We start from the raw sequence: 25,672 nt of genomic DNA on the forward strand, positions 1-25,672 counted from the left end.
AGAAGGCCGCATGACGACCAAGAAGGTACCCCTCGCCAACCTTGATTGGGACGATGTGCGCCTGTTCCTGCATATCAGCCGTACCGGGAGCCTCTCCCAGGCGGCCAGGCGGCTTCACATCGATCATTCCACGGTCAGCCGCCGGCTCTCGCAGCTGGAGCTGTGTCTGGGCGGCCCACTTTTCGAGCGTCACCGCGCCGGACTCAAACCCACCGAACTGGCGCATGTCCTCGCCCTCCAGGCCGAGAACATGGAGCGAGCGGTCTTGTCGCTGCAGGAGGAACTCGGCGGAACCGACAGAGAGCCTTCAGGCAGTGTGCGTGTGGCCATGATGGAGGGGATCGGCACCACCTTTGTAGCTCGGCATCTCGAATCGCTGCTGTGCAAGTACCCCAAGCTGCGGGTGGAACTGGTGACTTCTTCTTCCATCGTCAATGTGAGCCGCAGAGAAGCCGATGTCTTCGTCAGCTTTTTTAAACCGATCGGCCAAGGGTTGGCATGCGAGACAGCGGGCTCGTTCGCGCTGTATCTGTATGCCTCCCGGAGTTATCTGGAGAAGCACGGAACACCTGCGAGTCTGGCTGACCTTCCCAAGCATCAGTTCGTGGGATATCTGGACGACCTGATCCAACTCGACGCCGTACGCTGGCTCGATGAACTGATCACCCGGCCTCAAATGAGCTTTCAGTCCAACAGCATGCTGGCGCAGATGACGGCCTCTGCGTCCGGGCTGGGCCTGGTGCTGCTTCCCAAGTTTTCCGTGGTGAAGGAGGACACGCTGGTGCCCGTGCTTGCCGACACGGCAAGGGTGATGCGAACGCTCTGGGTGAGCGTGCACCATGACCTCCAATACTCGGCCCGGATCCGGGCCGTCACCGAGTATCTTCGGCGGCTTTTCGAGTCGAAGCAGGAATGGCTCAACGGCCCTGCGGACGCGGAGCCACGCGGCTAAGCTGGTGAGATAGAAGCCTGTTGACAAGCGTTCCTCGCTTGCAACGGTGTCTTCAGCAACGCTGCGGTGGCGCCAATGCAGAACCCCGCGACGGGTTCGGTTGCAGCATCTGGCTCATCCTCGTGCCCGGCAAGTTGCGTCAGCGTGAACCAAGCGCTTTCCCTCGAGAACACGACCATCGATGACAACGACTAGGTTGATCGCAGCCACGGCTGTCACGTTCTTGGCGTTCTGCTGAGCGGAATGCTTGTTGTTATTTTAGAATTGTTCTAGACTTTCGAACATCGACACACGAGAGACATGCGCATGAAGCGATACCAGCTGTTCATCAACAACGAATGGATCGACCCGGCCTCCGGTGTCTGGTTCGAATCGACCGAGCCCTACTCTGGCAAAGCTTGGGCCGAGGTTCCGAGAGGCGGGGTGGTAGATGTCGAACTCGCGGTACGCGCTGCGCATGACGCGCTTGAAGCACCCGCTTGGCGCGATCTGACGGCAACGCAGCGTGGCGCCTTGCTGCGCAAGCTTGCCGACCTGGTGGGCCAGAACGTCGAGGTTCTGGCACAGACCGAGCAGCGCGACAACGGCAAGCTCATCGCAGAGGTCAGCGGGCAAGTCCAGAACGTTGCGCAGTGGTTCCACTATTACGCGGGCCTGGCAGACAAGGTCCAGGGCGCGGTGGTGCCAATCAACAAGACCGGCGTCTTCAACTACGTCAAGCACGAACCCCTGGGTGTGGTCGCGGCGATCACACCGTGGAACTCTCCGCTCGCCCTGACGGTATGGAAGATTGCCCCGGCACTTGCAGCAGGCAACACCATGGTGATCAAGCCTTCGGAGTACACGTCGAGTTCGTTGTTGGAACTGGCTGCCTTGGTGAAGTTGGCGGGCTTCCCGCCTGGCGTCTTCAACGTCATTACCGGCTTCGGCGCTGAAGTGGGGGAGCCGCTCGTGAGCCACCCCCTGGTGGCCAAGGTGGCCTTCACTGGCGGCGACGCCGCCGGCCAGAAGATCAACGAGATTGCCGCCAGGGACTTCAAGAAGGTCACGCTCGAACTCGGTGGCAAGTCCGCCAACATCGTGTTTGACGACGCGGATCTGGACCAGGCCGTGATGGGCGCGGTGGCCGGCATCTTCGGTGCGGCCGGGCAGACCTGCATGGCCGGCTCGCGGCTTCTGGTACAGCGCGGCATTCACGACCGCTTCGTCGCGATGCTGATCGATGTGGCAAGCAAAGCCATCGTGGGCGATCCGGCAAAGATGGAAACCCAGGTCGGGCCCATCGCTACAAAAGCGCAGTTCCAGAAAATCCTGGACTACATCGAGATCGCCAAGGACGGCGGCGCCCAGTGCGTGCTCGGCGGCCACGCGCTTACCGGCGAAGGCTACGGACAAGGCCAGTTCGTGGCGCCCACCATCTTCACCGGCGTCAGCAATGACATGCGCATTGCGCAGGAAGAAGTCTTCGGACCCGTGCTCTCGGTGATTCCTTTCGACGATGAGGCCGATGCGCTGCGCATCGCCAACGACACCCAGTTCGGTCTCGCAGCTGGCGTATGGACGCAGAACCTGCATCGTGCGTTCCACATGTCGGACCGGTTGAAGGCCGGCACGGTGTGGGTCAACAACTACCGCGCCACCAGTTTCACCACGCCCTTCGGAGGCTACAAGCGCAGCGGCATCGGGCGCGAGGGCGGCGTCGACGCGATCAAGGAATACCTGCAAAGCAAGAGCGTCTGGATCACCACACAACCGTCGCGCACCAACGCGTTCGTGCTCGGCTGACCCCCAACCCGGCGCCTGCGCGCCACCCCCGGAGACAACATGAATTCAAAGATGGAAACCGACCTGCTGATCGTCGGCTGCGGCGTCGCGGGCCTCTCGGCCGCGGTCACTGCATTGGAAGCGGGCCTCAAGGTCGTCAACCTCGAGCGCTCGGAGGAAGAGCACTTCGGCGGCAACTCGCGCTGGACCGAAGCCTACATGCGCATGAAGAACGACTCGGAAGTCTCGGACGACTTCGAAGAGCATTTCGCTCATAACGCTGGCTGGAACATCGATCCCAACGTGCTCAACGCATTGACGGACGACGCGGCGCTTCAGCCGGCTTTCGCAAAGGCGCATTCGCTGCCCGATCCGGAAGTGATCTCGGCCTTCGCACAGTCGGTGCCATCGACGCTGGCGTGGCTGAAAGAACTGGGAATGAAGTTCGGCCCCCAGCCAATCTATCTGTTGACGCAGAACACCACACGCATCGCGGCCATGGGCGGAGGATTGGCGCTGATAGAAACCCTGCGCGCGAAGGCACTCGCGCTGGGTGGCGAGATTCGATATCGGACCACTGCGATCGACTTAGTGCGCGGGGAGGAGGGCGCCGTGAATGGCGTCGTCGCGATCCGTCCCGACGGCGTGCGCGAGGTGCTGCGCGCCAAGAGGGTGCTGCTCGCCAGCGGCGGCTTCCAGGGCAACCCCGAGATGATGACCCGCTACGTAGGACTTCGCAGCAAGCACATCCGCCCTGTGGCCATTGGCGGCTACTACAACAAGGGCGAAGGCATTCGCATGGCGCTGGATGCCGGCGCGGCGCCCGCCGGCGAGTACGGTTCGTACCACGCGGAGCCGGTGGACCCACGCTCGAAGATGGCCGAAGCAGTGGTCTTCATCTATCCCTACGGCATCTTGGTCGACAAGGACGGGCACCGCTTCACCGACGAGGCCCCTGGCACGGTGGACGCGCACTACGACAACATCTCACGCTGCATTGCCGATCAACCCGACGGCATCAGCTACGTGATTTTCGACGCGAAGGTCGAGGACATCCCGCGCTGGCGAACCAGCATCCGCTCCGACCAGCCCTCCATTACCGCGCCCACGTTGGAGGCATTGGCCGCCCAGATCGGCGTGCCCGCGGACAGCCTCGCGCGCACCGTCAACGAGTTCAATGCGGCTTGCCCGAAAGACCAGGACGACTTCGATCCGCTGCACGTCGACCACCGCGCCACCACCGGTCTGGCGGTGCGCAAGAGCCACTGGGCGCGGCCGATCGACAAGGGCCCGTTCCAGGCCTACCCGATCATTTCCACCAACTGCTTCACCTTCGGTGGCCTCAAGGTCAACAGCGACGCACAGGTGCTCGACCAGGACGGCCGGGTCATCACGGGGCTGTATGCCGCAGGCGAAACCATGGGCATCTATCACCAGGTCTACACGGGCTCGACCTCGGTGCTGCGGGGCCTGGTTTTCGGCCGCCGCGTGGGCCAGCATGCCGCAGCCGCGCAGCTGGCCTGAGCTGCGAAAGCGGCACGCACATCCCTTACAAAAAACCCTAACGGAGACAAACCATGGACCGTCGTTCCTTCCTCACCGTCGCTGGCAGCGCCGCGACCGGCTCGTTGATGCTGCCGCGCTTCGCCATCGCACAGGCCAGGCCTTTCAGCTACTACAGCGTCAACGCCTTCTCGGGCAACTTCGCCACGAGCGGCAAGTACAGCGATCTTGGCGTGCGCGCGGCTGTCACGGCCTTCGGCAACGGGCTGGGCCGGCCCATCGACTACCGCAAGATCGACAGCGAAGGCAACCCCGCCATCGCGGTGCGCAAGGTGCAGCAGGCCATCGACCAGGACAAGGCGCGCCACTTCGGCAGCGCCGCGCTGTCGAACGAAGCCCTGGCCATCATGAAGGAAATCGACAAGAACAAGGGCGTCTACATCACCTATGTGGGTGCCGACGAAGTCACCGGCAAGGACTGCAACCGCTCCACGTTCCGCTGGGGCCTGCCGACCTACGGCGCGGTCAACACGGTGATGCGGCCTCTGATCCAGCAGAACCCCAAGTGGAAAAAGGTCTACACCATCACCGGCCAATACGTGTTCGGCGAAGCGCTGCTGCGCAATGCCAAGGCGGTGATGCAGGAAACGAAGCTGGAACACGTGGGCAACAGCTACCACTCGCTGGCCGAGAAGGAGTTCTCGGGCTACCTCGGCAACGCCATGGGGTCCGGCGCCGACGTGCTGGTGGTACTGAACTTCGGCGCCAACACGCTCGACCTGCTGCGCCAGGCCGCGACCTTCGGCCTGAAGCAGCGCATGGCTGTGGTGGTCGTGTGGTTCTCGGGACTCGACACATTCCAGGCCCTCGGCGCCGACGTGACCGACGGCATGTACTTCGGATTGCAGTACTGGCATACGCTGGAGACCCCCGCGAACAAGGATTTCGTGCGCGTTTACAAGGGCGAGTTCAAGGAGAACCCGCGCTTCTACTCGGCCGCCGACTACCAGGTCGCCACGCTGATGTTCGACGCCGCCAAGCGCGCCCGCAGCGACGAGCCCGCCGCGATCGTGAAGGCGTTGGAAGGCCACAGCTACCAGGGCCTCACGGGCGACGAGCAGATCCGCCCCTTCGATCACCAGGTGTCCAAGAACTACTTGCTGGTGCGCGGCAAGAAGAAAGCGGCGATGAAAGACGCGGACGACTACGCCGACATCCTGTCCTCGTCCCGCGCGCTGGTTCCCCAGGCAGAGTCCGATTGCAAGCTGGTGTGAGCGGGCCATGAACATCTACCTGTTCCAGGCGCTCAATGGGCTCGGGGTCGGCATGGTTTACTTCCTGCTGTCCGTGGGCCTGAGCATCATCTTCGGGCTGCTGGGCTTCGTGAACTTCGCGCATGGTGCGCTGTTCCTCATCGGGGCGTACACCGCGATGTTCGTCACTGCGCAAACCGGCAGCTTCCTGCTCGGCCTTGCCGCGTCGTTCGCGGCTGTGGCCGTCATCGGGGTGGTGGCGGAGCGCTGGCTGCTGCGCCGCACCTATCGCATGCCGCACGAGTCGCAGATCCTCATCACGGTCGGCCTGACATTCATCCTGACCGAAGGCGTGGTGATGATCTTCGGACCCGAGTCGCAGCAGGTGCCCATGCCCGACATGCTCGCCGGGGTGTTCATGCTCGGCGCCTATCCGGTGCCGGTCTACCGCATCTTCATCTTTGGGGTCTGCGCGGTGGTGGGGTTGGGGCTGTGGTTTCTCTTCGAACGCACGCTGTTCGGCGCTCGGGTTCGCGCGGGCAACGAATCGTCCGAGATGCTCAACCTGCTCGGAATCAGGGTCAACAGGGTCTATGCCTTGACCTTCGCATTGGGAACAGGGCTGGCCGGACTGGCGGGCGGCCTCGCTGCACCGCTGCGCGGCGCCGATCCCTCGATGGGTGCGGAGGCGATCGTGATCGCTTTCGTCGTCGTTGTCCTCGGCGGCATCGGCAGCTTCAGCGGGCCCTTGGTGGGCGGACTGATCATCGGCGTCACGCAAAGCATGATGAGCGCGATCTGGCCTGAGGGTGCGCGTCTCGCCATCTTCATCGTCATGGCGGGCATCCTCCTCGTCATGCCCAAGGGGTTGTTCGGCCGTGCTTGAAAAGATCAAACATTCTTCCGGCCTGTTCTGCCTGGCGCTGGCTGCCTTTGCGCTGACCATGCCGCTGGTGATGGGATCGACGGCCACGGCCGGCGTGGTGCTGGTGTTCGCGATTGCGGCGGCCGCCTGCAACCTGTTGCTGGGCTACGCCGGTCTGTTGAGCTTCGCGCAGGGCAGCTTCTTCGGCGTGGGCTCCTATGCCATCGGCATGGTGCTGAAGGTGGCGCCGGGCGCGGGCATGGCGGCGCTGCTCGTGTGCATCGTGGCCGGCATGGTCGTGGCCCTGGCGATCGGCATGCTGAGCATTCGCCAGCGTGGCATCTATTTCGTGATGATCACGCTCGCGATGGCGCAGCTCGCCTACTTTGCCGCGCTGTCATTCCCCCAGTTCACCGGCGGCGAGAACGGATTGCTCGACATTCCGCGCCCCGCCACGGGCCTCGAGGGCATCGTCGGCGAAGGCGCTGGCCAGTATGCGTTGATCGCTGTGGTTTTCGTGCTTGCGATCGCGTTCTTGCGCCTCGTGGTGCGCTCGCCCTTCGGCCGTGCACTCGATGCGGTGCGCGAGAACGAGGTGCGCGCGCAGACCGCCGGCTACGACGTTCAGAAGCTCAAGCTGCTGGCTTTCTGCCTCTCCGGGGGCATCACCGCTCTGGCCGGCGCGCTCTACGCGCTGCAACTGCGCTCGGCGCCGCTGTCTAACATCGACCTCATGACCTCCGAGACCATACTCATCATGGCAATCCTCGGCGGACGCCGGTCGCTTCTTGGCGCGGCCTTCGGCGCGCTCGCGATGACCTTGATGGCTGAGCAGCTGTCCCAGTTGTGGCCCCGCTGGCAGTTGATCGTCGGTTTCGTGCTGATTGCCGTGGTGCTGTTTGCGCCCCGCGGACTCGGTGGCGCCTGGGCGCATTGGCGGGCCCGGCGCAGCGTGCATGCAGGAGATCACGCATGACCGCGAGCAACCCCTTCCTGGCTGCGCACGGGCTTGGTCTCGACTACGGCCGCTTCACTGCTGTCGGCAAGGTCGATATCGAACTGGGCACGACCGGCCTGCACTCGCTGATCGGTCCGAACGGCGCAGGCAAGACATCCTTCTTCAACATCGTCAGCGGGCGCCTGCCGGCCAGCCGTGGCAGCTTGATCTTCGAGGGGCAGGACATTACGCGCTCCGGAGCGCATCGGCGAGCCCGGTGCGGCATGGCGCGAAGCTTCCAGGTGACGAGCCTGTTCGGCGAAAGCAGCGTGCTGCACAACCTGCAGATGGCGGCGATGGGCGTCGAGCCGTCGCGCTCCTACAGGTTCTGGAGCAACTGGACGCGCGAGACGCAAAGGCTCGACATCGCCATGGACGTACTGCGCGAGCTGGAGCTGACGCGCCATGCCGCGACCCCTGTCGCTGCACTCGCACACGGTGTCCAGCGCGTGGTGGAGATCGGCATGTGCCTGGCCGCCCGACCTCGCCTGCTGTTGCTGGACGAGCCGTTGGCTGGACTCGGCCTTGCGGACGTGCCCCGCATCACCGAGTTGCTGCAGCGGCTCAAGGCGCGCTACTCGGTGTTGCTGGTCGAGCACAACATGCGCGTGGTCATGGGTATCAGCGATCGCATCACCGTCATGTTCCAAGGCAACGTGATTGCCGAAGGTGAACCTGCGGCCATCCGAGAGAACGCCCAGGTGCGCCGGGTCTATCTGGGGAGTCATTCATGAGTGAGGCCATTCTGGTGCTGGAGAACGTGAATGCGTCCTACGGCAAGAGCCATGTGCTGCATGGCGTTTCGATGCATGTGAATGCAGGCGAGATCGTGAGCGTGCTCGGGCGCAATGGCATGGGCAAGACGACGACGATGCGTACGATCGTCGGGCTGCTGCGTGCGCATGCCGGGTCGGTGTGCTTCGAAGGCGTCGATCTCGCAGGCATGGCGGTTGACGACATCGCGCGCCGCGGCATCTCGCTGGTGCCCGCACATCGGGGCATCTTCACCTTGCTGTCGGTGCAGGAGAACCTGCAGATCGCACAGAGAAAGCATGCGGCGTGGACGTTGGAGCGTGTTTACGACGAGTTTCCGCGCCTGCGCGAGCGTCGACGCAACCTCGGCGGTGCGCTCTCCGGCGGCGAGCAACAGATGCTCGCCATTGCGCGGGCGTTGGTACAGGGGCCCAGGCTGCTGCTGCTCGACGAGCCGACGGAAGGCCTTGCGCCCGTGATCGTGGATGAACTCACGGAACTGATTCGAGGCGTCGGCGTATCGGGCATCTCGATCGTGCTGGTGGAGCAGAGCTTTGCAGTCTGCCGCGCGCTCGCCCGGCGCCACTACATTCTCGAGGAAGGCGTTGTTGTCTACGAAGGCCGAACTGAAGAATTTGATGCCGATGCCTCGGTGCTCGAACGGTTCCTGGGCCTGGACGTCGACGCACATTGAGAGTGGTCTACGTGTCTGTGGTGTCCAGAAGGGTCGCGCTAAACTCGATCGATCTTCTTCTGGGTGGCATTCGATGGCTGATGATTCCGGTGTGAGCGCGGTGGAACGAGCCCTGAGCCTGCTCGACGCATTCAACGAGCTGGACTATGCGTTGACGCTCGCCGATCTTGCGCGCCGTACGGGGCTCTACAAGAGCACGATCCTGCGATTGGCGGAGTCGCTGCAGCGCACGGGCTATCTCAAGCGCCTAGCTGACGGATCTTTTCAGCTGGGTGCAGCGCCGTTGCGGCTCGGTGCGATCTACCAGCGGCAGTGTCGCACTTCGGAACACGTCCCCGAGGTGCTTCGCGAAGTGGTCGAAGCCACCTACGAGTGCGCATCGTTCTACATCCGGGACGGTGAGCACGCGGTGTGTCTTCATCGGGTCGACTCGGCCCGCATGATCCGCGATGCCATCCGCGAAGGCGATCGCTTGCCAATCGACAAAGGCGCCGCCCCGCAGGTGCTTTTGGCTTTTGGTGAGAAAAAGGCCGGAAAGAAATTCGACCGTATCCGCGCCGAGATGTCTTGTGCCTCGTTCGGCGAGTACGACGCGGAGATCGCGGCCTTGTCGGTGCCGGTGCTGAGCGTGAATCGGCAGCTGGTAGGAGCGCTGACGATTTCCGGGCCGCGTTATCGCTTCGAGAACGTCAATCAGGCGCCGATGCTTCAGGCGCTTTTCGCCGGGGCGCGCAAATTGACTGACCTATTTGGTGGTGACGCCAAGTGGTTCGATACCGCGCCCTAGCTGCGCGTGTGATGCGGGTCTGCATTGTCCTTGCCACATCGCCGCAACCCGATGTGCGATTTTGCCCAGTGCGACGACGGGGCGGCGGCTTCATGTTCCGATACATTGAAGCTCCTGATCCTGCAGAAGAGTTCCCGCCATGTCTCAAGACATCAGCACCCGACTGATCCACCACGGCTACGTTCCACCGGCCGGCTACCAGGCGGTTCCGCCGGGCGTGTTCAAGGGCTCGACCGTCTTGTTCCCGAACGTGGCAGCGGTGCGCAAACGAGCCAAGGCGTTCGGCCACCGTGACGGGTACAGCTACGGCCTCTATGGCACGCCGACGACGTATACCCTTGAACAGCGTCTTTGCACGCTCGAAGGCGGTCGGCACTGCCTGCTCTGCCCGAGCGGGCAGGCAGCCATCGCCTCGGTCAACCTCGCTTTGCTGTCGAGTGGCGACGAGGTGCTTCTGCCCACCAACGTCTATGGGCCCTCGCTGCGCCATGCACGTGCGACTCTATCGCAGATGGGGATCACCCATCAGTGCTACGACCCCTTGGATGTTGCCGATCTGCAGGCCAAGCTCAGCGTGCGTACCAAGCTTGCCTGGGTCGAGGCGCCAGGCTCGATCACCATGGAATTTCCGGACCTTCGCGCACTGGTGGCAACGGCCAAGAGCGCAGGCGCAATTGTGGCGCTCGACAACACCTGGGGGGCGGGCATCGCATTCGCGCCGTTCGAGATGGGTGTGGACATCAGCGTTCACGCGTTGACTAAGTACCCTTCAGGCGGTGCCGATGTCCTGATGGGCTCGATCATCGCCAACGACGACCAACTGCATGACAAGCTCCGCGTCGCCTACCTGGACCTGGGCATGGGCGTGGGCGCCAACGACGCAGAACTGGTGCTGCGGGGCTTGGCGTCCATCAAGGCGCGTTACGACCTGCACGACGCCACGGCTCGGGCACTCGCCTCATGGTTGGCCAGGCAAAAGGGGATCAGCCGGGTCCTGCACCCGGCGCTGGAATCCTGTCCAGGGCATGAACACTGGGCGACACACTGCAGTGCGGCTGCCGGCCTCTTTTCGGTGCTCATCGACGAGTCCCGCAGTCCCGCACAAGTCGATGCCTTCTGTGACCGTCTTCATTTGTTCGGGATCGGTCTGTCCTGGGGCGGCCCCATGAGTCTGGTCATGCCCTATGACATGAAAAGCATCCGGAGCGGCAAGCAGAGCTATGCCGGACACCTGTTGCGCTTTTCGGTCGGCCTGGAGGGCGTTGACGATCTGCGGGAGGATCTGGCACAGGCTTTGGCCTGGGCGTTGGCTGCATAGACACGCAGACGCAGAGCCGGAGGCAGCTTCCCTGAAGGTCGGGTGTGTCGGCCGCAAGAACTTACGCGGTGCCGCGTAGGTCGGTCATATGGCTAACTGCGTTAAAGACCGCGCCACAGTACCCAGTTGTACCAGGTTCAACAACATCCCGGCGACGCGAAGCCAGCGGAGCCTTGATTCCGAAAAAATTGTTGAAGAGGCTAGCAGATGACTGAAAAGAGAAGTTGGTTGCTGAAACCATCGTCCAAGTATTTCCCATTCGATGCGAGCAGGTGGCGAGCCATCTCGATCGCGGTGGTTGCGGGCACTCTATGCGCGCTTTGTGCGTGCTCGAGCCCGCCTGATTTGGGTCCGTCATCTTCACGGCCAGCAACGGGTCCAGTTCCTTCTGCTCAAGGCGGCACTGCGAGTCTGCCCGCAGCTCCCGAAGTGGCCTCGGGGTATCGCACCGGTCTTACAACCACGTTTGCTGCAAAACACATGGCAGCCGCGGCTAACTCTTTCGCGTCCGAGGCGGGACGTGAGATGCTTCGCGCCGGCGGGTCTTCTATAGACGCTGCGATAGCAATGCAGGCGGTCCTTACGCTGGTCGAGCCTCAAGCAAGCGGTATCGGCGGTGGGGCGTTGATCATGTACTGGGACGGACAACGGGTTCAATCGTATGACGGCCGCGAGACAGCCCCCGCAGGTGCCACCGGGAATCTGTTCCTGCGGTCCGATGGTACGCCGATGACCTTTAGCGAGGGACAGATCGGCGGCAGATCGGTTGGTGCGCCAGGGGTCCTGCGTGCTCTGGAGCTCGCACATCGCGAGCATGGGAAGCTACGGTGGTCGCGGCTGTTTAAACCGGCGATTGAGCTTGCCGAAAAGGGATTCCCGATTTCCCCGCGTCTTTATATGCAGATCGTCGCGGACAAGTTCATACCGCAGTCCCCGGCCATGGCCGGCTACTTTCTTACGGCGGACGGCAAAGCCAAGGCGGTCGGCACAATTTTGCGCAATCCTGCACTGGCAGAAACGTTGCGCACGATCGCACGGGACGGAGCTCAGGCGATCTACGAGGGGTCGATTGCGAGCGAGATCGTGCAGCAAGTCAATGCCAGCAGAAACAGCGGCACCCTGTCCCTAGCAGACCTGAGTGGATACCGCGCAGTGGAGCGATTCCCGATCTGCAGCGATTATCAGAAATGGAACGTGTGCGGTATGCCTCCTCCTTCGTCGGGAGGCATTGCGATTGCCCAGATGCTCGGTACGTTGCAGGCTCTTGCGATCAAAGATCCACGATACTCGCTCGAGACACTGAAGCCCAATGTCGTCACCTCTGCAGCTGGTTCAGAACCTAACGCCGATGCGCTACACATCATTGCTGAAGCAGGCCGCTTAGCGTATGCCGATCGCAATCTTTACGTGGCCGATCCGGATTTCGTTCCTGTCAACTTGAAAGGTCTGACGGATCCGCGTTACTTGGCAATGCGGGCAAACTTGATAGGTCCGAAGAGCATGGGCAAGGCGGAAGCGGGCATTCCTCCGGGGACGACGGCCGCCTTGGCCCCGGATCGATCCCCGATGCGTGTTTCCACTTCACATGTTGCGGCTGTCGACGACTTCGGCGGTGCGATCTCGATGACGACCACCATCGAGGCGTATTTCGGGTCGCACATCATGGTGGGGGGCTTTCTGCTCAACAATCAACTGACTGATTTTTCCTTTCAGCCGAGCGAGAACGGGAGGCCTGTCGCCAATCGCGTTGAGGCCGGGAAGCGACCCCGCTCGTCCATGTCGCCCACGTTGGTATTCGACAAGAAGTCCGGCCAGCTAGTTGCGGTGTTGGGCTCGCCTGGTGGCTCGCAGATTATCGAATATGTTTCGAAAGCTTTGATCGGGCTGCTCGATTGGGATATGGACGTGCAAGCGGCGATCAACATGCCGAACTTCGGCAGCAGAAATGGTCCCACTGAAGTCGAAGCCGGGCTCGTCAGTCCTGGTCTGATCCAGTCGCTCAAGGACCGAGGCCACGACGTGGCGCAGATTGAAATGACAAGCGGGATCCAGGCGATCATGCGTCGCACGAGGCCGGACGGCTCAGTTGTCTGGGCCGGTGGGGCGGACCCACGACGAGAGGGCGTCGCACGGGGGGACTAGTTCGGGCTAGTGGGCTTATACCTGGGGCGGGGATGAGCAAGCCGACCGCGGAATGTCATTGCGCAGGTACCAATCAAAAAACTGGTCGAGCTCATTCGACTTATCGAACAGTGCATCGGCGCCTAACTCCAGACTGCGACGACGCATTTCGTCGGTGGGGTAGTTCGTCAAGACAACCATCCTCTAGTGCGGGGCCCTGTCCTTGCAAGTTCGCAATACCGTGAGGCCCGAACCCTCGCGCAGGAAGAGGTCGACAACAGCCAAGTCCCAGGTATCGCCAAGCTTTTCCAGGACTGTGACAGCTTCGCTTGCGGTCTCGGCAACGGCGACAACTTCTGCCTCGGCAAGGTCAGCCAGTGCCGGGATCAGAGCCTCCCTGATGGTGTTGCTGTCCTCGATGAGAACCGTTTGGAGCGAAATGGCGTTGGAGCGTCGTTGCTCAATCCGACGTGTTGCGATAGGTTGCAAGTTGTGAACGGTTATACGTGGCGGCTGAGTTGATGATGTAGGCCAAAAGCCTGATCTTGCACAAGCGCCTGAGTCGTTGCTACGTGTGCCAACTAACATCGGATTTCAGACTGAAGGGTGTGCCATGGCTCGCCCGACGACAAAGACGCCGATTTGACCAAGGCGCTAGACAAGAGCAAGCAGGCTGTTGGATTCCATCGATCTCTGACCCGAGGGGGTCCGGATAAAAACTTGGACTGGTTTTATGCCGCAAGTCCAAGGCTCTCCCGGTATTCGATAGGGCTGAGAGAGCCAAGAGAGATCTTGATCCGCCGATTCTCGTTGTACCAGCGTATGTACGAGTCGATCGCTTCGATGAATTGCTCGATGATGGCGTTCTTCCAGTCGCGAGGATAGAACAGCTCGTTCTTCAGCCGACCGAAGAAGCCTTCGCAAGCTGCGTTATCAGGTGAGCACGCCTTGCGAGACGTCGAGCGAGTGAAGTTCGCGTCGCTCATTTTTGCTAGCCAACCTGGCCAGCGGTAGTGGCCGCCCCGATCGGAGTGATCCACAGGCCGGTCAGTGGTTTCGGCCACTTCTCGATGGCTGCATCCAGCATCGATTGACCAATACATGAACTACCTCCTAGTAGTCCAAGTTTTTGTCCGCACCCCCATCAACAGCCGTAAGCGGTGCCCAAGGGCCCTCTGTTGAGATCGCCAGCCGATGAGCACGATCGTTTGATCGAGCGCACCTGCGATGGTGTGCATCAAGGCGGTAATGCACATCATGAACGATCGAGTCACTCGAGGCGCCCATGGGCGGCGCGAACACAGCCCGGAACTGAAGCGCGAGCTGGTTGCGCGGAGCCTATTGCCCGGTGCGTCCGTATCGGCTATCGCGTTGGAAGCCGGCATCAACGCGAATCTTCTGTTCACTGGTGCCGCGCGCACCGCAAGTCGGCAGAGCACACCCCGGGGCCGTCAACGCCCGTGCTGCTGCCGGTATCGATCGAGGCGCCACAAGAAGTCGAATGTCGTCGCGCCCACACCGGCGCCGCCGGAGAGTCGCCCCGCAACCGGCTCGATCGAGATCGACATCGCAGGCTCTCGTGTTCGCCTGCGCGGTGTTGTCGATGAGGCGACCCTCCGCTGCATTCTGCATTCTGCATTCTGCATTCTGCATTCTGCATTCTGCATTCTGCATTCTGCATTCTGCAGTCGCTGCGCGGCGCCGCATGATCGGCGCGCCGGCCAACACGCGCGTGTGCATCCTCGCTGGCCACACCGACATGCGCAAGGGCTTCGACGGCCTGGCCGCGATGGTGCAGACCGCTCTCGCGGCCAACCCGTTCTGCGGTCACGTCATCGTATTCCGCGGTCGACGCGGCGACATCCTCAAGGTGCTGTGGTTCGACGGTCAGGGACTGATGTTGCTGTCCAAGCGGCTGGAGCGCGGTCGCTTCGTCTGGCCGCAGGCAGCGTCTGGCAGTGTGTCGCTGACGCCCCCGCAGTTGTCGATGCTCCTCGAAGGCATTGACTGGCGCATGCCGATGCGCACGCGCGAGCCGAAACTCGCAGCCTGAACCACTGCATGAACTCGGCTCGGGGGTGGACCCGATGTCGAGGCCCGTTGAGCCGAGCACAATAGATCCCTGTGCCGACCACTTCGACCCCGCCCCACACCGTCGATTCGCTGCTGCGCGTCGTCGAGGCGTACGAGGCGGAGGTGGCGCTACTCAAGCTGCTGATCGACAAGCTCAAGCTGCAGGTACTGCGGCGCGATCGTGCCCGGTTCGGGGCTTCCAGCGAACAGCTGAAAAGCCCTCAGATCGCCCTGATCGAAGGCCAACCACTGGATGAACCTCTGGCATCCAGGACGCCCCCGAAGAAGGATGGTGCCAACGCGCTAGAGCCCGATCGCAAGTTGCCGGCGCACCTGCCGCGCGACACGAAGACTTATCGCCCCGAGACGACTGCCGACCACCATGACGCGAACAGTCGGCAGTGCGGCTGCATCGCTTGCGGTGGTCGACTGCGCCCCATCGGCCAGGACGTCTCCGAGCAGCTCGAATACGTTCCCGCGCACTTCAAGGCGATCTGCCATGTCCGGCCGAAGCTTGCGTGCGTGGCCTGCGAGACGATCTTCCAAGCCGCCGCGCCGAGGCGGCCGGTCGCGCGTGGCGTCGCCGGGCCGGCGCTCCTTGCGCATGTCATGGTGTCGAAGTATTACGACCACGTTCCCCTGTACAGGCAGAGCGGCATCTACGCTCGCGATGGCGTGTTCATTGATCGCTCCACGATGGTCGATGGGTCGCCAGGGCGACGAGTTGCTCGCCCCCCTCGGGCCGCACTCGGGCGCTACGCGCTGGCGGGTGCGAAGGTGCATGCCGACGACACGCCGGTGGGTGTCCTCGACCCGGGGTGCGGGCGCACGAAGACAGGGCGGCTGTGGTTCTACGTGCGAGACGATCGCCCGGCAGCGAGCCAGGACGCACCTGCTGTCTGGTTCCAATACCCTCCCGATCGCAAGGGCGAGCATCCGCAGACGCACCTTAAGAACTTTACTGGCATCCTGCAGGCCGACGCCTACGGTGGCTGGGGCAAGCTGTACGGCGGCGGCCGTGTCAAGGAAGCCGCTTGCTGGGCTCACGCGAGACGACCGTGGTGGGATCTGCACCTGAGTCTGGGACGAGCGCCGGGTTCGGTGGCCGAGCAGGCGCTCAAGCTCATCGCTGCCTTGTACGCTGTCGAGGCTGACATCCGTGGCCAGCCGCCCGACGAGCGACGACGACAGCGCCAGGCACGCGCAGGCCCGTTGCTCGACGAGTTGCACGCCTGGCTGAGCGCCATGGTGGGCCGCGTGTCGGCGAAGTCGGAAATCGCCGCCGCCATCGGCTACTCGCTCACACGCTGGAAGGCGCTGACGCGCTACGTCGACGACGGCCGCATCGAGATCGATAACAATGCCGCCGAGCGCGCGCTGCGCGGCGTCATCCTCGGCCGCAAGAACTACCTCTTTATGGGGTCGGACGCGGGAGGCGAACGCGCTGCGGCGATCTACAGCCTCGTGGAGACGGCCAAGCTTAACGGGATCGATCCCGAGGCCTATCTGCGCGATGTGCTGACGCGCATCGCCGACCATCCCATCAACCGCATCGACGAGTTGCTGCCGTGGAACATCGGCCGACGCGCCGACGACCAACGAGAAGCAGCCTGAGCATGGCGACCAAGGTACATCGGATCAAGACGTCCCCGGCGATCCTGCAACTGCACATCGAGTTGCGCGGCACGAAGCCCAAGGTCTGGCGCCGCGTGCTGGTGCCCGAGACGATCACGTTGCTCAAGCTTCACCTGGTCATCCAGGCCGCGTTCGGATGGGGCCACTCGCACCTGCACGAGTTCATCGCGGGCGACGGCGAGCGCTATGGAACGCCCGATCCGATGTACGACGATCCTGGCTCGATCACCAGCGAGAGCAAGCGACTGACCACTGCCCTGAACCGGTCGACCGTGAGCTACGTCTACGACTTCGGCGACTACTGGGGCCGCCGTATCAGGGTCGAGAAGAAGCTCGCACCGGATCCGCTGCTGCCCCTGCCGTTCTGCGCCGGCGGCGCCTGCGCGACGCCGCCCGAGGACTGCGGCGGCATTCCAGGCTATGTCGACTTCGTCCAGGCCATGGCCGATCCCGATGACCCGGAGCACGAGAACTTTGCCGAATGGATCGGTGTAGAGACCTGGGATCCCAAGGCGTTCGATTCCACCGAGGTCAAGGACCGCCTGACCGCGATCAAGCTCTGACGCTGCCATGGCGCAATCGACGAAGAACATCGAGGCGTTGATCGCCAATGGCGGTGACATCAGCATCGGCGCGCTGCCGCCTCACGAGTGCGCTGCCACAGCGGCCGACGGAAGCACCTGCCTGGCCATGCTCGTGCGCCGTGATGGCTTGGTCGGACGACCTCTTCATCGACGAGGTCAACGACGGCGAGAGCGATCTGCTGTAGTCGCTACGAGGTTCGACTGTCAAGAGGGCTTGGGCGCTCGCTTACCAACAGCCTTCGAGCAAAGAAGGAGAAAAAGCCTGCTATTTCATCAACAGCAGGCTTTCAAAAGGTGACCAGGAGCCGCGCCTCCAGCAATTCGGACGCCGAATTTGCGAGCTACGAGTCCGAGGCCAACTCTGGAAAATCACGACGCTTGGTGTTTGTAGACCGTGCCGCCGCCTCGATCTTCGCCTTGACTTGGGTTGTCACGCGCGGAATGCCCTTGCTTGAGACATTGAAAACGCGGCCGGGCGCGGCCGTGGCTGCCTTTGCGGGCTTCCTGATGGCTGTGGGGCTAGTCATGGGGACCTCCGACAGAGAATTTCTCACCTGTATAGGTTAGCAGTTTGCGCCAAGACCTGCTGCCAGGCCGCAGATCGAAGGTCATCAGGCGCTGTGATCCTTCCGCCTCCCACCATCCCGGATCGACGTCCAGAATATCCTGGACGGTATGACAGCCCTGTAGGTGCGGCGCACTGCGCTGCTCCTCTGGCAAGAGCGCGGCGTCAAAACCAAGCTTCGGCCAGACTTTGAACCCGACGTGGCGTTCCTGGAACCCTTTGCCGCCCGCGGCGACCAGCGAGATTTCGTCCAGCCCGGCCAAATGGGCGGTGATGGCACCCAAGGTGAAAGCAATGGCGCCCAGACCGTGGGGCGTCTGGTGCTTGTCCAGGAAAAAATGGTCGATGTGGATTCCCTCGATGAAGAGACCCGCGGTGCCAGTCTCTTCACTGAAGATCCCCAATCTGTTCTTGTGGCCCGCCTGAATGACCTTGGCGTTGATCACCGTGAAGTACATGCCGGGCGGCGCATCGTCGCGCCCCGGCCGTCTCTCGGCTTGTCCGTGCACGCGGCTGCCGTCGAAAACGGAGAACAGGTGGACGAACTCCAGCGTCGACAAGGTTCCGAAAGCGAAGTCAAAACTGTTTGTAGGCCCCAGCTCAACGCCATCAAATCTGACGCGCGTGCCAGTCAGGTAGGTTTGCGTGATTTCATGGGCAAGCAGGACTTGGTGCAAGTCGGCCAAGTGTGATTGATAGAAGAGCGTCTGTTGAAGTGGCACGATCCAAAGTCAAACTAGATTGAAGCGCTCAGGCCGAGGACTTCATGTTCATGATGTGGATTTACAAGTTGCGAGGAGTGGGCCGAGTTGGGCGACGGGGCACGGCGCTCGGGGTTGCTCCACGCACCCAACGCGATGTCTGCGGGCGTGGGGCCAGTGGGTAAATCGAGCGAAGGTGGCATGTGCTTAGGCCTGACGCCGCGCAGGTGTTCTGGCCTCAGATGGGTGTATCGCTTGAGCATCTTCCAGTCCTTGTGCCCGGTCACAAGCGCAGCCTGTTCGATGGTGAACCCGGCCTCGAAAAGGCGACTGGCTGCTTCGTGCCGTAGATCATGGAACTTGAGGTCCTTGATCCTCAATTCCTTGCAGGCCCGACGGAAGGCGGTACCGACGGAGCGGCCGTTGTACGGAAAGATCAGGCTGCTGTTCCCGGAGAACGGTTTCTGCTCCTCGAGAATGGCCCAGGCATCGAATCCCGTGATATCGAGCAGCGGCACTTTCTGGTCATTGCCGTTCTTGTCTCGTGGGTCTTTCCGGTCACGCACGATCACAGTACGGGCCTTGGCGTCGATGTCCTCCCATCGGATGCGGCAGATCTCGTCCTGGCGCATCGCTGTGGCGACCGCGAACCGCATGATTCGTCCCAGGGGGATGATCTGCCGCGAATTGCTGGCGAAATAGCCGGCAAGCGCCTGCAGTTCGTCGAGGGTAGGGCGCCGGTCCCGTTCCCGCCCCTTGCCGACCAGGCCCAGGCGCTTGAGCGCGATGCGGGCCAGATCGATGGGCTCTACCTGAACGCGAACGCCGTGAACGGCCGCCGCGTGAGAAACTACCAGCTTGATGTAGCCGATGTCCATGCTGATGGTGACGGGGCCGGCACCTTCCTTGGCGCGGTCCTTGCCGAACTGGATGAGCCGCTCGCGCGTGAGGTCCTTCAGCTTCAGCTTGCCCAGTTTCGCCTTGAGCGCATCGAGGGTGAAGGCCTTGGAGCGCCGAGGCGCCCGCAGCACTTCCTTCATGTCGGTGACATGCAGATCGATCAGGTCGCCGAAGGTGGTCGGGTCCTTGACCTTTGAACGGGTGGCGGGCTCGCCTAGATCGATGCGGCGCTCGGTTGCGAGAGCCCACTCCTGGGCGTCCTTGTGCCGTCGAAAGGTTTCGCTCGCGTAGACACCCTTGCGGCGGACTTGCGCGCGCCAGTTGCCGGACGGAAGCTGCTTGAAGGTGGGCATTTCGTGTGCGCTATGTGTGCACTGACAGGGCGAAATGGGGCGTATTCGGGCGTTTTGGAGTGCACACGAGCGTGCACACGCGGGGTTCTAAGTGTATGAATGATATCGCTAAGTCGTTGAATTTAAAAGAGAAAATTGTCTCAGTCGCTCCTATGATGGACTGGACGGACCGCCATTGCCGGTACTTCCATCGCCTGCTGTCGCGCCACGCGCTGCTCTACACCGAGATGGTGACGACCGGCGCGCTGGTGCATGGCGACGTGCCCCGTCACCTTCGCTTCAGCGCTGAAGAGCATCCGGTGGCGCTGCAGCTCGGCGGCAGCGAGCCGGCTGACCTTGCGCATTGCGCGAAGCTCGGCGAAGAGTGGGGCTACGACGAGATCAACCTCAATTGCGGCTGCCCGAGCGAGCGCGTGCAGCGCGGCGCGTTCGGTGCCTGCCTGATGAACGAGCCGCAACTGGTGGCCGACTGCGTGAAAGCGATGGTCGACGTGGTGAGCGTGCCCGTCACGGTCAAGCATCGCATCGGCATCGACAAGATCGAGAGCTACGAATTCGTGCGCGACTTCGTCGGCCAGGTGAGCGAGGCCGGCTGCCGGACTTTCATCGTGCATGCGCGCAATGCGTGGCTGCAGGGCCTGAGCCCGAAGCAGAACCGCGAGATTCCGCCGCTGCGCTACGAACTGGTGCACCGGCTGAAGCACGAGTTTCCGGCGTTGTGCTTTTCCATCAACGGCGGCATCTCGGTCAACGCGCAGGTGCATGAACACCTGCGTCTGCTCGACGGCGTGATGGTCGGGCGCGAGGCGTATCACAACCCTTGGTGGCTGGCCGAATGGGACGCCGAGTTCTTCGGCGCCGAAGCACAGCCGCTGACGCGCGAAGAGGTCGAGTCGCTGATGTGCGACTACATGGCCCGCGAGGCGGCCGAGCACGGCACGCAGTGGTGGTCGATCGCGCGACACATGCTGGGCCTGCGCAACGGCCTGCCGGGCGCGCGCCGCTGGCGCCAGGTCTGGAGCGATCACCGGCTCAAGACGCTGCCTGCGCACGAGGTGATGGCGATGGCGCGCGAACCTGTCGCGCAAGCCGCCTGAACCCGAAGCGCATCACGCGCTTTCTCCCCGGGAAGCGGGCCTGTCACGGCCCGCAAATTTTCAGTTGAAACGTTGTTCCAAAAAACGCTACTTCACGATAAGTGGCGCGTCAACCGTTTTTTGCTGAAAAATGAGGAGCATCAGGGACATAAAAAGGTTTGGATACATGAATGACGCGATTGGCGGCAAAGAAGAAGTAAGTGCGCTCGCCAGGGGATTGGCCCTTCTCCGGGTCATCGGCATGGCATCGGCACCGATAGGCAATCGCGAACTGGCAGACACCACGGGCATCCCCAAGGCCACGGTGTCGCGGCTCACCGCCACGCTGGTGAGTGCGGGGTATTTGCGACAGTCGCAGGACAGCGAGCGCTTCAGCCTCGGCCCGGCGCTGCTGGACATGAGCAGTCGCTACCTGCGCCATTTCGACCTGCGCACGGTGGCGCGGCCGCACCTTGCGGCGTTGTCGGAGTCGGCCGGCGTGAGCGTGCACATGGGCGTGCGCGACGAGCTCGACATGCTCGTCATCGATTCGCTGCGGCCGCGTTCCGTGGTCATCAGCTCGCGCATCGAGGTGGGCACGCGCATGGCCATCGCCACCTCGGCCGCCGGGCGCGCCTACCTGGCGGCGCTGCCCGCGCCGGAAAAAGCCGAACTGCTGGAGCAGATCCGGACCGAAAGCGGGGAAAGCTGGAGCGCCATCGAGGCTGGCCTGATGGCCAGCCTCGACGAGTACGACCGGCTGGGCTACTGCGGCTCTTTTGGCGAATGGAATCCGCACATCCACGCCATCGGCTTCGCCCTGGAGGGCCCGCGCGGCGAGCGCTACTCCGTGAGCTGCGGCGGCCCCGCCTATCTTCTGCCCAAGGACACGATGGTTGTGCGCATCGCGCCGCTGCTGCTGGAGACGGCGCAGCGTCTCGTCGGGGAAACCGGTACGTCGACCTAGAACTGAGGGCCGTCCGGTCCTAGTGGTCGTTGCGTAGCGCCAGCACGTAGCCCTCGCCGCGCACGGTGTGGAGCAGCTTCAGGTCGAACGGATCGTCCAGTTTCTGGCGAAGCCTGAGGATGCCGACCGTGACCATGTTGTCCCGCTCGCCGGTGCTTGATCCCCACGCGGCCTTGATCAGCTCGGCGCGCGACAGCACCTGGCCTCTGCGTGCCATCAGCGCGTCCAGAAGCTCGAACAGCGTGGCACTGAGGCCGAGATCGACGCCTTGACGAAACGCCTTGCCGCTCGCGCGATCGATGGCCAGGTCCGCCAGCCGCAGGACGGCCGCCTCCGGACCATGACCGCCTGACGCCAGCGCCCAGGCTCGCGCCACCAGATCGGCCGGTGCACAAGGCTTGACCAGGTACTCGGTCGCGCCCTGCGCCAGTCCTTCGAGACGGTCGGCCACCTGGTCTCGTTGCGTCAGCACCAGCAGCGGGGCACTGCTGCTGCGGCGAATGGAGCGTATCGCCACGTGCGCGGCGGCCGGTTGCGCGGCATCGAGAAGAATCAGTGCGTACGGCTTACCTGTGAAGAGCCACGCGTCGGCATCGCGGGAGTCGATCACGTCGACAGCCAGGCCACATCGTCCGAGCACGCCGCCAAGTTCGTCGCGCGTTCCGTTTCCGGATCTGAGAAGCAGGACATTCATGGGTTGGAACCCTTTGCCGGTGTCGAAGCCAGCGCGGCTGGAGCATTCGGGGACATATCGGGTTGCCTGTGCGCGCAACCGTCCATCAGAAAGACGCCGACCACCATCGCGAGCACCGCGGCGTGGGCAACTGCAAAGCTGGAGAGGTACTTCATTTCCTGTCGTTTGCCCTTGAGTGTTTCAGTCGAGAAGGACGACGCGATCGCCGCCGGTGGGCTGGCAGCCGTCGGAGACGGGTTCCCAGCCGCGGTGAACCACGACCTGCCTGCTGTCGTGGCACAGCTCGGTGCGCTCGCTTGCGGGGCGCTGTTCGCGCACGAAGGCTTCCACGGTCGAGGGCAGGCTGACGCGCAGCTTCAGCGCATAGATGTCGTCCTGCGGGTGGTCGTCCAGGTGCAGCAGCGGCACGAAGCTCGACGCGAAGACGAGCGCATGCGAGCCGACATCGACTGGCTCGGGCTTGTAGGGCGCCTCGCGCAGCCATTGCTGGGCGCGCTCGCGCAGGTCGTCTCCGTCGGGCAACTCGCCCCAGGCCACGGCTAACAGTTCCATGACCCACTGGTTGCAGTTCTGGTAGCGCAGGCTGAACGGATAGGCATTGGCGCTGTAGCGCGCAGCCAGCAGATGCAGGGCGCGCGGCGTGTCGAGCGCCGCGCCGCGCAGCGCCTGTGCCGCTTCGGAGGGCAGGGCAACGATGGAGACGTAGCCCAGCGCGGAGTCGTCGATGCCCATGACGAAGCCGGCCAGGCCCTGGTCGTAGAGGCGCGGGTGTCCTTCGTCGCAGGCGTAGTACAGCTGCCGCGCGGACCATGTGCCGTCCGCGGCTTTCCAGGCGATGGCGGCGTGGGAGTAGCGGATGTGAAAGCGCGAGAGATCGAGTCCGGAGCGGCTGATCAGCACGGCATCGCTGCCTGTGTTCGAAAGCGCTTCTTGCACCACGGCGGTGAAGCGCAGCAGGCGATCCTGCTGGCTTGCGGTGAGCGGTTTCGCGCGATCGCAGAATTGCGACGACGCCGCGTGCGCAACGCCACCCGCCAAGGCGAGGAAGGCCGAGAGCCCCAGCAGCAACAGACGGCGGGCGACGGTCAAAGGCTCACGGGGCGCGCGGCAAGCCCCCCGTACCAATCGTCGGCAAGCACGAGGTAGAACGCCTCGCGCGTGTCGCCACGTGCGAAGGCGGTGCCGTAGGTGCGCTGTTGCGCGTGCACGAGGTCGCCGAGGCCCAGGCGCTCCTTCGCGAAAGTGGCTTGCGGCAGTTCGAGCACGATGCGCTGCTGGGCGTCGCTGTCGCTCTGCATCGCGACGCGCGTGAAGCCCTCGCGACCGGTGGCTTGCGCGACTTCGGTGATGCGGTAGTCGCCTTCGGCCACCTTGTCGCCGTCGAACGAACTCTTGCTCGAACCGCGCAGCGACGCGGACACGCTACCGCTCGATGCCGAGCCGGCACTGGAAGCCACGGACGACGTGAAGCTGTCGGCCTGTGCATTGAAGGCCGTGGCGAGTACGGCTGTGATACCCGCGAGGCGGAAGAAATGAAGGAAGGTCATGGAATGCTCCGGCTGTGTGTGAGGGAGGAAGTCATTTCGCGTGGAAGATGCCGAGCCTGGACCGGCGGGCCCGTGCGAAGGCGCACTGCAACTTGATGCAGGCCCTGCGCAGCCGTCTCCAGAGCGCCGTCGTCATTGCAGGTACGCGACCAGCTGGTCGGCGCCGTTTTCAATGCCTGCGATGGAAGCGCTCCGGGCCCCGATGCCGGCCTTGAGATTCCATGCATTCGGGTACTGCTTGGTGACGTAGGCGCCGAGCAGTTCGTTGGTCGAGGCGTCGTAGATTTCGACGGCAAAGCTCACCGAGCCCGTCATCGCGCCTTCCTTGCCGCGGATGGCCTGCACGGCGTTGTACGGGCCGCCCAGCAGGTCGACGCGCGAGAAGGTGCTGAGAACGGCGGTGTTCGTCTTGGCGCCGGTGAGCGTCAGCTTGATCCGTACAGCGTTGGCGTTTCTGCCAGGAGCGTTCCGGAAGCGCGCATTCAGCTTGTCGGTGAACTGGTTCTGCATGTAGCGCGCCAGGAATGCCTTGTCGTCTTCCGACACGTCTTCGAACTGGCCGTCGCTGCCGCGGTAGATGGCGACCGGATCGAGGATGAAATCCGAATACCGCCGCCAGTCGATGTTTGCCTTGTATTCGAATGGAATGCGGCCGGAGTCGTCATGCTGGCTGGGTCGCAGCTGGGACGCGGAGGCGATGCCGGCATACGGCACCGGCTGTGTGCTGGCACACGCCGTCAGGATCAGGCAGACCGCCAGGGTGATGGCCTTGGGAGCATCGGAAAGAGCACGCATCGCGTTCCTTGAATTGGGAAGAAGTGAATGGACAAGTGAATGAAGAAGGCAACGACCGTGTCCAGATTTAAAACTGTACGGTACGGTTCATTATTGAGGTGGATTTTGGCGATGTCAAGAAAACTGTACAGTTGGGTATTCTTTTGAGGGAAATGCGATGAAGGTCAGGACAGAAGCGCGGCGCAACGTCATCCTTGAAGCGGCGGTGGCGCTGTTCAAGGAGCTGGGTTACGAGCGCACGTCGATGAACGAGCTCGCAAAGCGCCTGGGTGGGTCGAAGGCCACCCTGTACGGATACTTCGCCTCGAAAGAGGAGCTCTTCAGGGCGGTCGTGCAAACCGTGGCCGTTTCGCATCTGGCTGAGGCCGCGGCCGAGTTACAGGAGGCGAACGAGACCGCCACGCTCGAGGCGCAGTTGATGCGGTTCGGCGAGCGGATGCTGTTCGTGTTGACCAACGACGCGGACGCGCTGGCGGTCTACCGGATGGTTCTTGCCGAAGCCGGGCGCTCCGACGTGGGGCAGCAGTTCCAGGAGTCGGGGCCTGCCGAATACATCCGAACCCTCGCGGGGTTCATGGATGCGGCGATGAAGCGTGGCGAACTACGGCGCCGGGACCCACACGTGACCGCGCTGCAGTTCACCACGTTGATCACGGCGGAGACCCAGGCGCGGCTCTTCCAGGTCGACCCCGAGCCCGTGTCGGTAGAGCAGATTCACGCGCTGGTTCAGCGCGCCGTCGACATGTTTCTCGCCGGCGCCGCGCCGCGCTGACAG

At 63.0% G+C, this 25,672-nt stretch carries 26 protein-coding genes and 1 pseudogene; 18 read left to right on the forward strand and 9 right to left on the reverse strand.

Going from position 1 to position 25,672, the window contains the following annotated elements:
- Window positions 1-10: 10 nt before the first annotated feature.
- From ACZYSP_RS16155 to ggt, 11 genes are all read left to right on the forward strand, one after another.
- Window positions 11-952, forward strand: a complete 942-nt coding sequence (locus tag ACZYSP_RS16155) for a LysR family transcriptional regulator (protein WP_489015327.1) — start codon at window positions 11-13, stop codon at window positions 950-952.
- Between the two features lie 306 nt (window positions 953-1,258).
- Window positions 1,259-2,737, forward strand: coding sequence for an aldehyde dehydrogenase (locus ACZYSP_RS16160; RefSeq protein WP_489015329.1), 1,479 nt, complete (start codon window positions 1,259-1,261; stop codon window positions 2,735-2,737).
- A gap of 39 nt (window positions 2,738-2,776) precedes the next feature.
- Window positions 2,777-4,240 (forward strand): FAD-dependent oxidoreductase, encoded by a 1,464-nt coding sequence (locus ACZYSP_RS16165; protein ID WP_489015331.1) that lies wholly within the window; start codon window positions 2,777-2,779, stop codon window positions 4,238-4,240.
- Window positions 4,241-4,293: 53 nt separating this feature from the next.
- Window positions 4,294-5,493, forward strand: coding sequence for an ABC transporter substrate-binding protein (locus tag ACZYSP_RS16170; RefSeq protein WP_489015333.1), 1,200 nt, complete (start codon window positions 4,294-4,296; stop codon window positions 5,491-5,493).
- Between the two features lie 7 nt (window positions 5,494-5,500).
- Window positions 5,501-6,358 carry a branched-chain amino acid ABC transporter permease gene (locus ACZYSP_RS16175; RefSeq protein ID WP_489015335.1) on the forward strand — a complete coding sequence of 286 codons (858 nt, stop codon included), beginning with the start codon at window positions 5,501-5,503 and terminating at the stop codon, window positions 6,356-6,358.
- Window positions 6,351-7,313, forward strand: a complete 963-nt coding sequence (locus ACZYSP_RS16180) for a branched-chain amino acid ABC transporter permease (protein ID WP_489015337.1) — start codon at window positions 6,351-6,353, stop codon at window positions 7,311-7,313. Before ACZYSP_RS16175 ends, ACZYSP_RS16180 begins: the two co-directional genes overlap by 8 nt.
- Entirely contained in the window at window positions 7,310-8,068 is a 759-nt protein-coding gene (locus ACZYSP_RS16185) for an ABC transporter ATP-binding protein (protein ID WP_489015339.1), read from the forward strand. The genes ACZYSP_RS16180 and ACZYSP_RS16185 overlap by 4 nt, the downstream gene beginning before the upstream one ends.
- On the forward strand, window positions 8,065-8,781 hold the full coding sequence (locus ACZYSP_RS16190) for an ABC transporter ATP-binding protein (protein ID WP_369652104.1): 717 nt from the start codon (window positions 8,065-8,067) through the stop codon (window positions 8,779-8,781). The genes ACZYSP_RS16185 and ACZYSP_RS16190 overlap by 4 nt, the downstream gene beginning before the upstream one ends.
- Before the next feature lie 73 nt (window positions 8,782-8,854).
- Window positions 8,855-9,568 carry an IclR family transcriptional regulator gene (locus ACZYSP_RS16195; protein WP_489015342.1) on the forward strand — a complete coding sequence of 238 codons (714 nt, stop codon included), beginning with the start codon at window positions 8,855-8,857 and terminating at the stop codon, window positions 9,566-9,568.
- 139 nt (window positions 9,569-9,707) lie between these two features.
- On the forward strand, window positions 9,708-10,886 hold the full coding sequence (locus ACZYSP_RS16200) for a PLP-dependent transferase (protein ID WP_489015344.1): 1,179 nt from the start codon (window positions 9,708-9,710) through the stop codon (window positions 10,884-10,886).
- Window positions 10,887-11,180: 294 nt separating this feature from the next.
- Entirely contained in the window at window positions 11,181-13,028 is a 1,848-nt protein-coding gene (gene ggt / locus ACZYSP_RS16205) for a gamma-glutamyltransferase (protein ID WP_489015605.1), read from the forward strand.
- A 183-nt stretch (window positions 13,029-13,211) separates the two neighbouring features.
- Here ggt and ACZYSP_RS16210 read toward each other — a convergent pair whose 3' ends face one another.
- The gene (locus ACZYSP_RS16210; protein ID WP_489015346.1) at window positions 13,212-13,496 is read right to left on the reverse strand and encodes a hypothetical protein; all 285 of its coding nucleotides are present in this window, start codon (window positions 13,494-13,496) and stop codon (window positions 13,212-13,214) included.
- 242 nt (window positions 13,497-13,738) lie between these two features.
- Window positions 13,739-14,097, reverse strand: a pseudogene (locus tag ACZYSP_RS16215) (transposase); the annotation flags it as partial.
- A gap of 615 nt (window positions 14,098-14,712) precedes the next feature.
- Between ACZYSP_RS16215 and tnpB the strand changes: the two are divergent.
- The 4 genes from tnpB to ACZYSP_RS16235 all read left to right on the forward strand — a co-directional run bounded on the left by tnpB (window position 14,713) and on the right by ACZYSP_RS16235 (window position 17,484).
- On the forward strand, window positions 14,713-15,060 hold the full coding sequence (tnpB, locus tag ACZYSP_RS16220; protein WP_489015348.1) for an IS66 family insertion sequence element accessory protein TnpB: 348 nt from the start codon (window positions 14,713-14,715) through the stop codon (window positions 15,058-15,060).
- 71 nt (window positions 15,061-15,131) lie between these two features.
- Window positions 15,132-16,694 carry an IS66 family transposase gene (gene tnpC, locus ACZYSP_RS16225; RefSeq protein ID WP_489015350.1) on the forward strand — a complete coding sequence of 521 codons (1,563 nt, stop codon included), beginning with the start codon at window positions 15,132-15,134 and terminating at the stop codon, window positions 16,692-16,694.
- A gap of 2 nt (window positions 16,695-16,696) precedes the next feature.
- Window positions 16,697-17,278 (forward strand): plasmid pRiA4b ORF-3 family protein, encoded by a 582-nt coding sequence (locus tag ACZYSP_RS16230; RefSeq protein ID WP_489015352.1) that lies wholly within the window; start codon window positions 16,697-16,699, stop codon window positions 17,276-17,278.
- A 47-nt stretch (window positions 17,279-17,325) separates the two neighbouring features.
- Entirely contained in the window at window positions 17,326-17,484 is a 159-nt protein-coding gene (locus ACZYSP_RS16235; protein ID WP_489015354.1) for a hypothetical protein, read from the forward strand.
- 334 nt (window positions 17,485-17,818) lie between these two features.
- Here the strand turns inward: ACZYSP_RS16235 and ACZYSP_RS16240 are convergent, their stop codons facing one another.
- Together ACZYSP_RS16240 and ACZYSP_RS16245 are read right to left on the reverse strand one after the other, a co-directional pair.
- Window positions 17,819-18,550, reverse strand: coding sequence for a hypothetical protein (locus ACZYSP_RS16240; RefSeq protein ID WP_489015356.1), 732 nt, complete (start codon window positions 18,548-18,550; stop codon window positions 17,819-17,821).
- A gap of 50 nt (window positions 18,551-18,600) precedes the next feature.
- Window positions 18,601-19,818, reverse strand: coding sequence for a site-specific integrase (locus ACZYSP_RS16245; protein ID WP_489015358.1), 1,218 nt, complete (start codon window positions 19,816-19,818; stop codon window positions 18,601-18,603).
- 95 nt (window positions 19,819-19,913) lie between these two features.
- Between ACZYSP_RS16245 and dusA the strand changes: the two genes are divergently transcribed.
- Together dusA and ACZYSP_RS16255 are read left to right on the forward strand one after the other, a co-directional pair.
- Window positions 19,914-20,915, forward strand: coding sequence for a tRNA dihydrouridine(20/20a) synthase DusA (gene dusA, locus ACZYSP_RS16250; protein WP_093078042.1), 1,002 nt, complete (start codon window positions 19,914-19,916; stop codon window positions 20,913-20,915).
- Window positions 20,916-21,081: 166 nt separating this feature from the next.
- Entirely contained in the window at window positions 21,082-21,861 is a 780-nt protein-coding gene (locus ACZYSP_RS16255; RefSeq protein ID WP_093078044.1) for an IclR family transcriptional regulator, read from the forward strand.
- A 19-nt stretch (window positions 21,862-21,880) separates the two neighbouring features.
- Here ACZYSP_RS16255 and ACZYSP_RS16260 read toward each other — a convergent pair whose 3' ends face one another.
- From ACZYSP_RS16260 to ACZYSP_RS16280, 5 genes are all read right to left on the reverse strand, one after another.
- Window positions 21,881-22,555, reverse strand: a complete 675-nt coding sequence (locus tag ACZYSP_RS16260) for a response regulator transcription factor (RefSeq protein ID WP_093078045.1) — start codon at window positions 22,553-22,555, stop codon at window positions 21,881-21,883.
- Complete coding sequence (locus tag ACZYSP_RS16265; protein WP_177192810.1) at window positions 22,552-22,710, reverse strand: hypothetical protein; 159 nt, start codon at window positions 22,708-22,710, stop codon at window positions 22,552-22,554. Before ACZYSP_RS16265 ends, ACZYSP_RS16260 begins: the two co-directional genes overlap by 4 nt.
- 25 nt (window positions 22,711-22,735) lie before the next feature.
- Window positions 22,736-23,644, reverse strand: coding sequence for a DUF2145 domain-containing protein (locus ACZYSP_RS16270; protein WP_093078047.1), 909 nt, complete (start codon window positions 23,642-23,644; stop codon window positions 22,736-22,738).
- Entirely contained in the window at window positions 23,641-24,102 is a 462-nt protein-coding gene (locus tag ACZYSP_RS16275; protein ID WP_093052388.1) for a hypothetical protein, read from the reverse strand. The genes ACZYSP_RS16270 and ACZYSP_RS16275 overlap by 4 nt, the downstream gene beginning before the upstream one ends.
- A 132-nt stretch (window positions 24,103-24,234) precedes the next feature.
- On the reverse strand, window positions 24,235-24,897 hold the full coding sequence (locus ACZYSP_RS16280) for a DUF3313 domain-containing protein (RefSeq protein WP_093078049.1): 663 nt from the start codon (window positions 24,895-24,897) through the stop codon (window positions 24,235-24,237).
- Between the two features lie 157 nt (window positions 24,898-25,054).
- Here ACZYSP_RS16280 and ACZYSP_RS16285 point away from each other — a divergent pair, with 157 nt between their 5' ends.
- The gene (locus ACZYSP_RS16285) at window positions 25,055-25,669 is read left to right on the forward strand and encodes a TetR/AcrR family transcriptional regulator (protein ID WP_093052382.1); all 615 of its coding nucleotides are present in this window, start codon (window positions 25,055-25,057) and stop codon (window positions 25,667-25,669) included.
- The last annotated feature ends 3 nt before the right edge of the window (window positions 25,670-25,672 follow it).

Source organism: Variovorax sp. F042 (assembly GCF_057814215.1).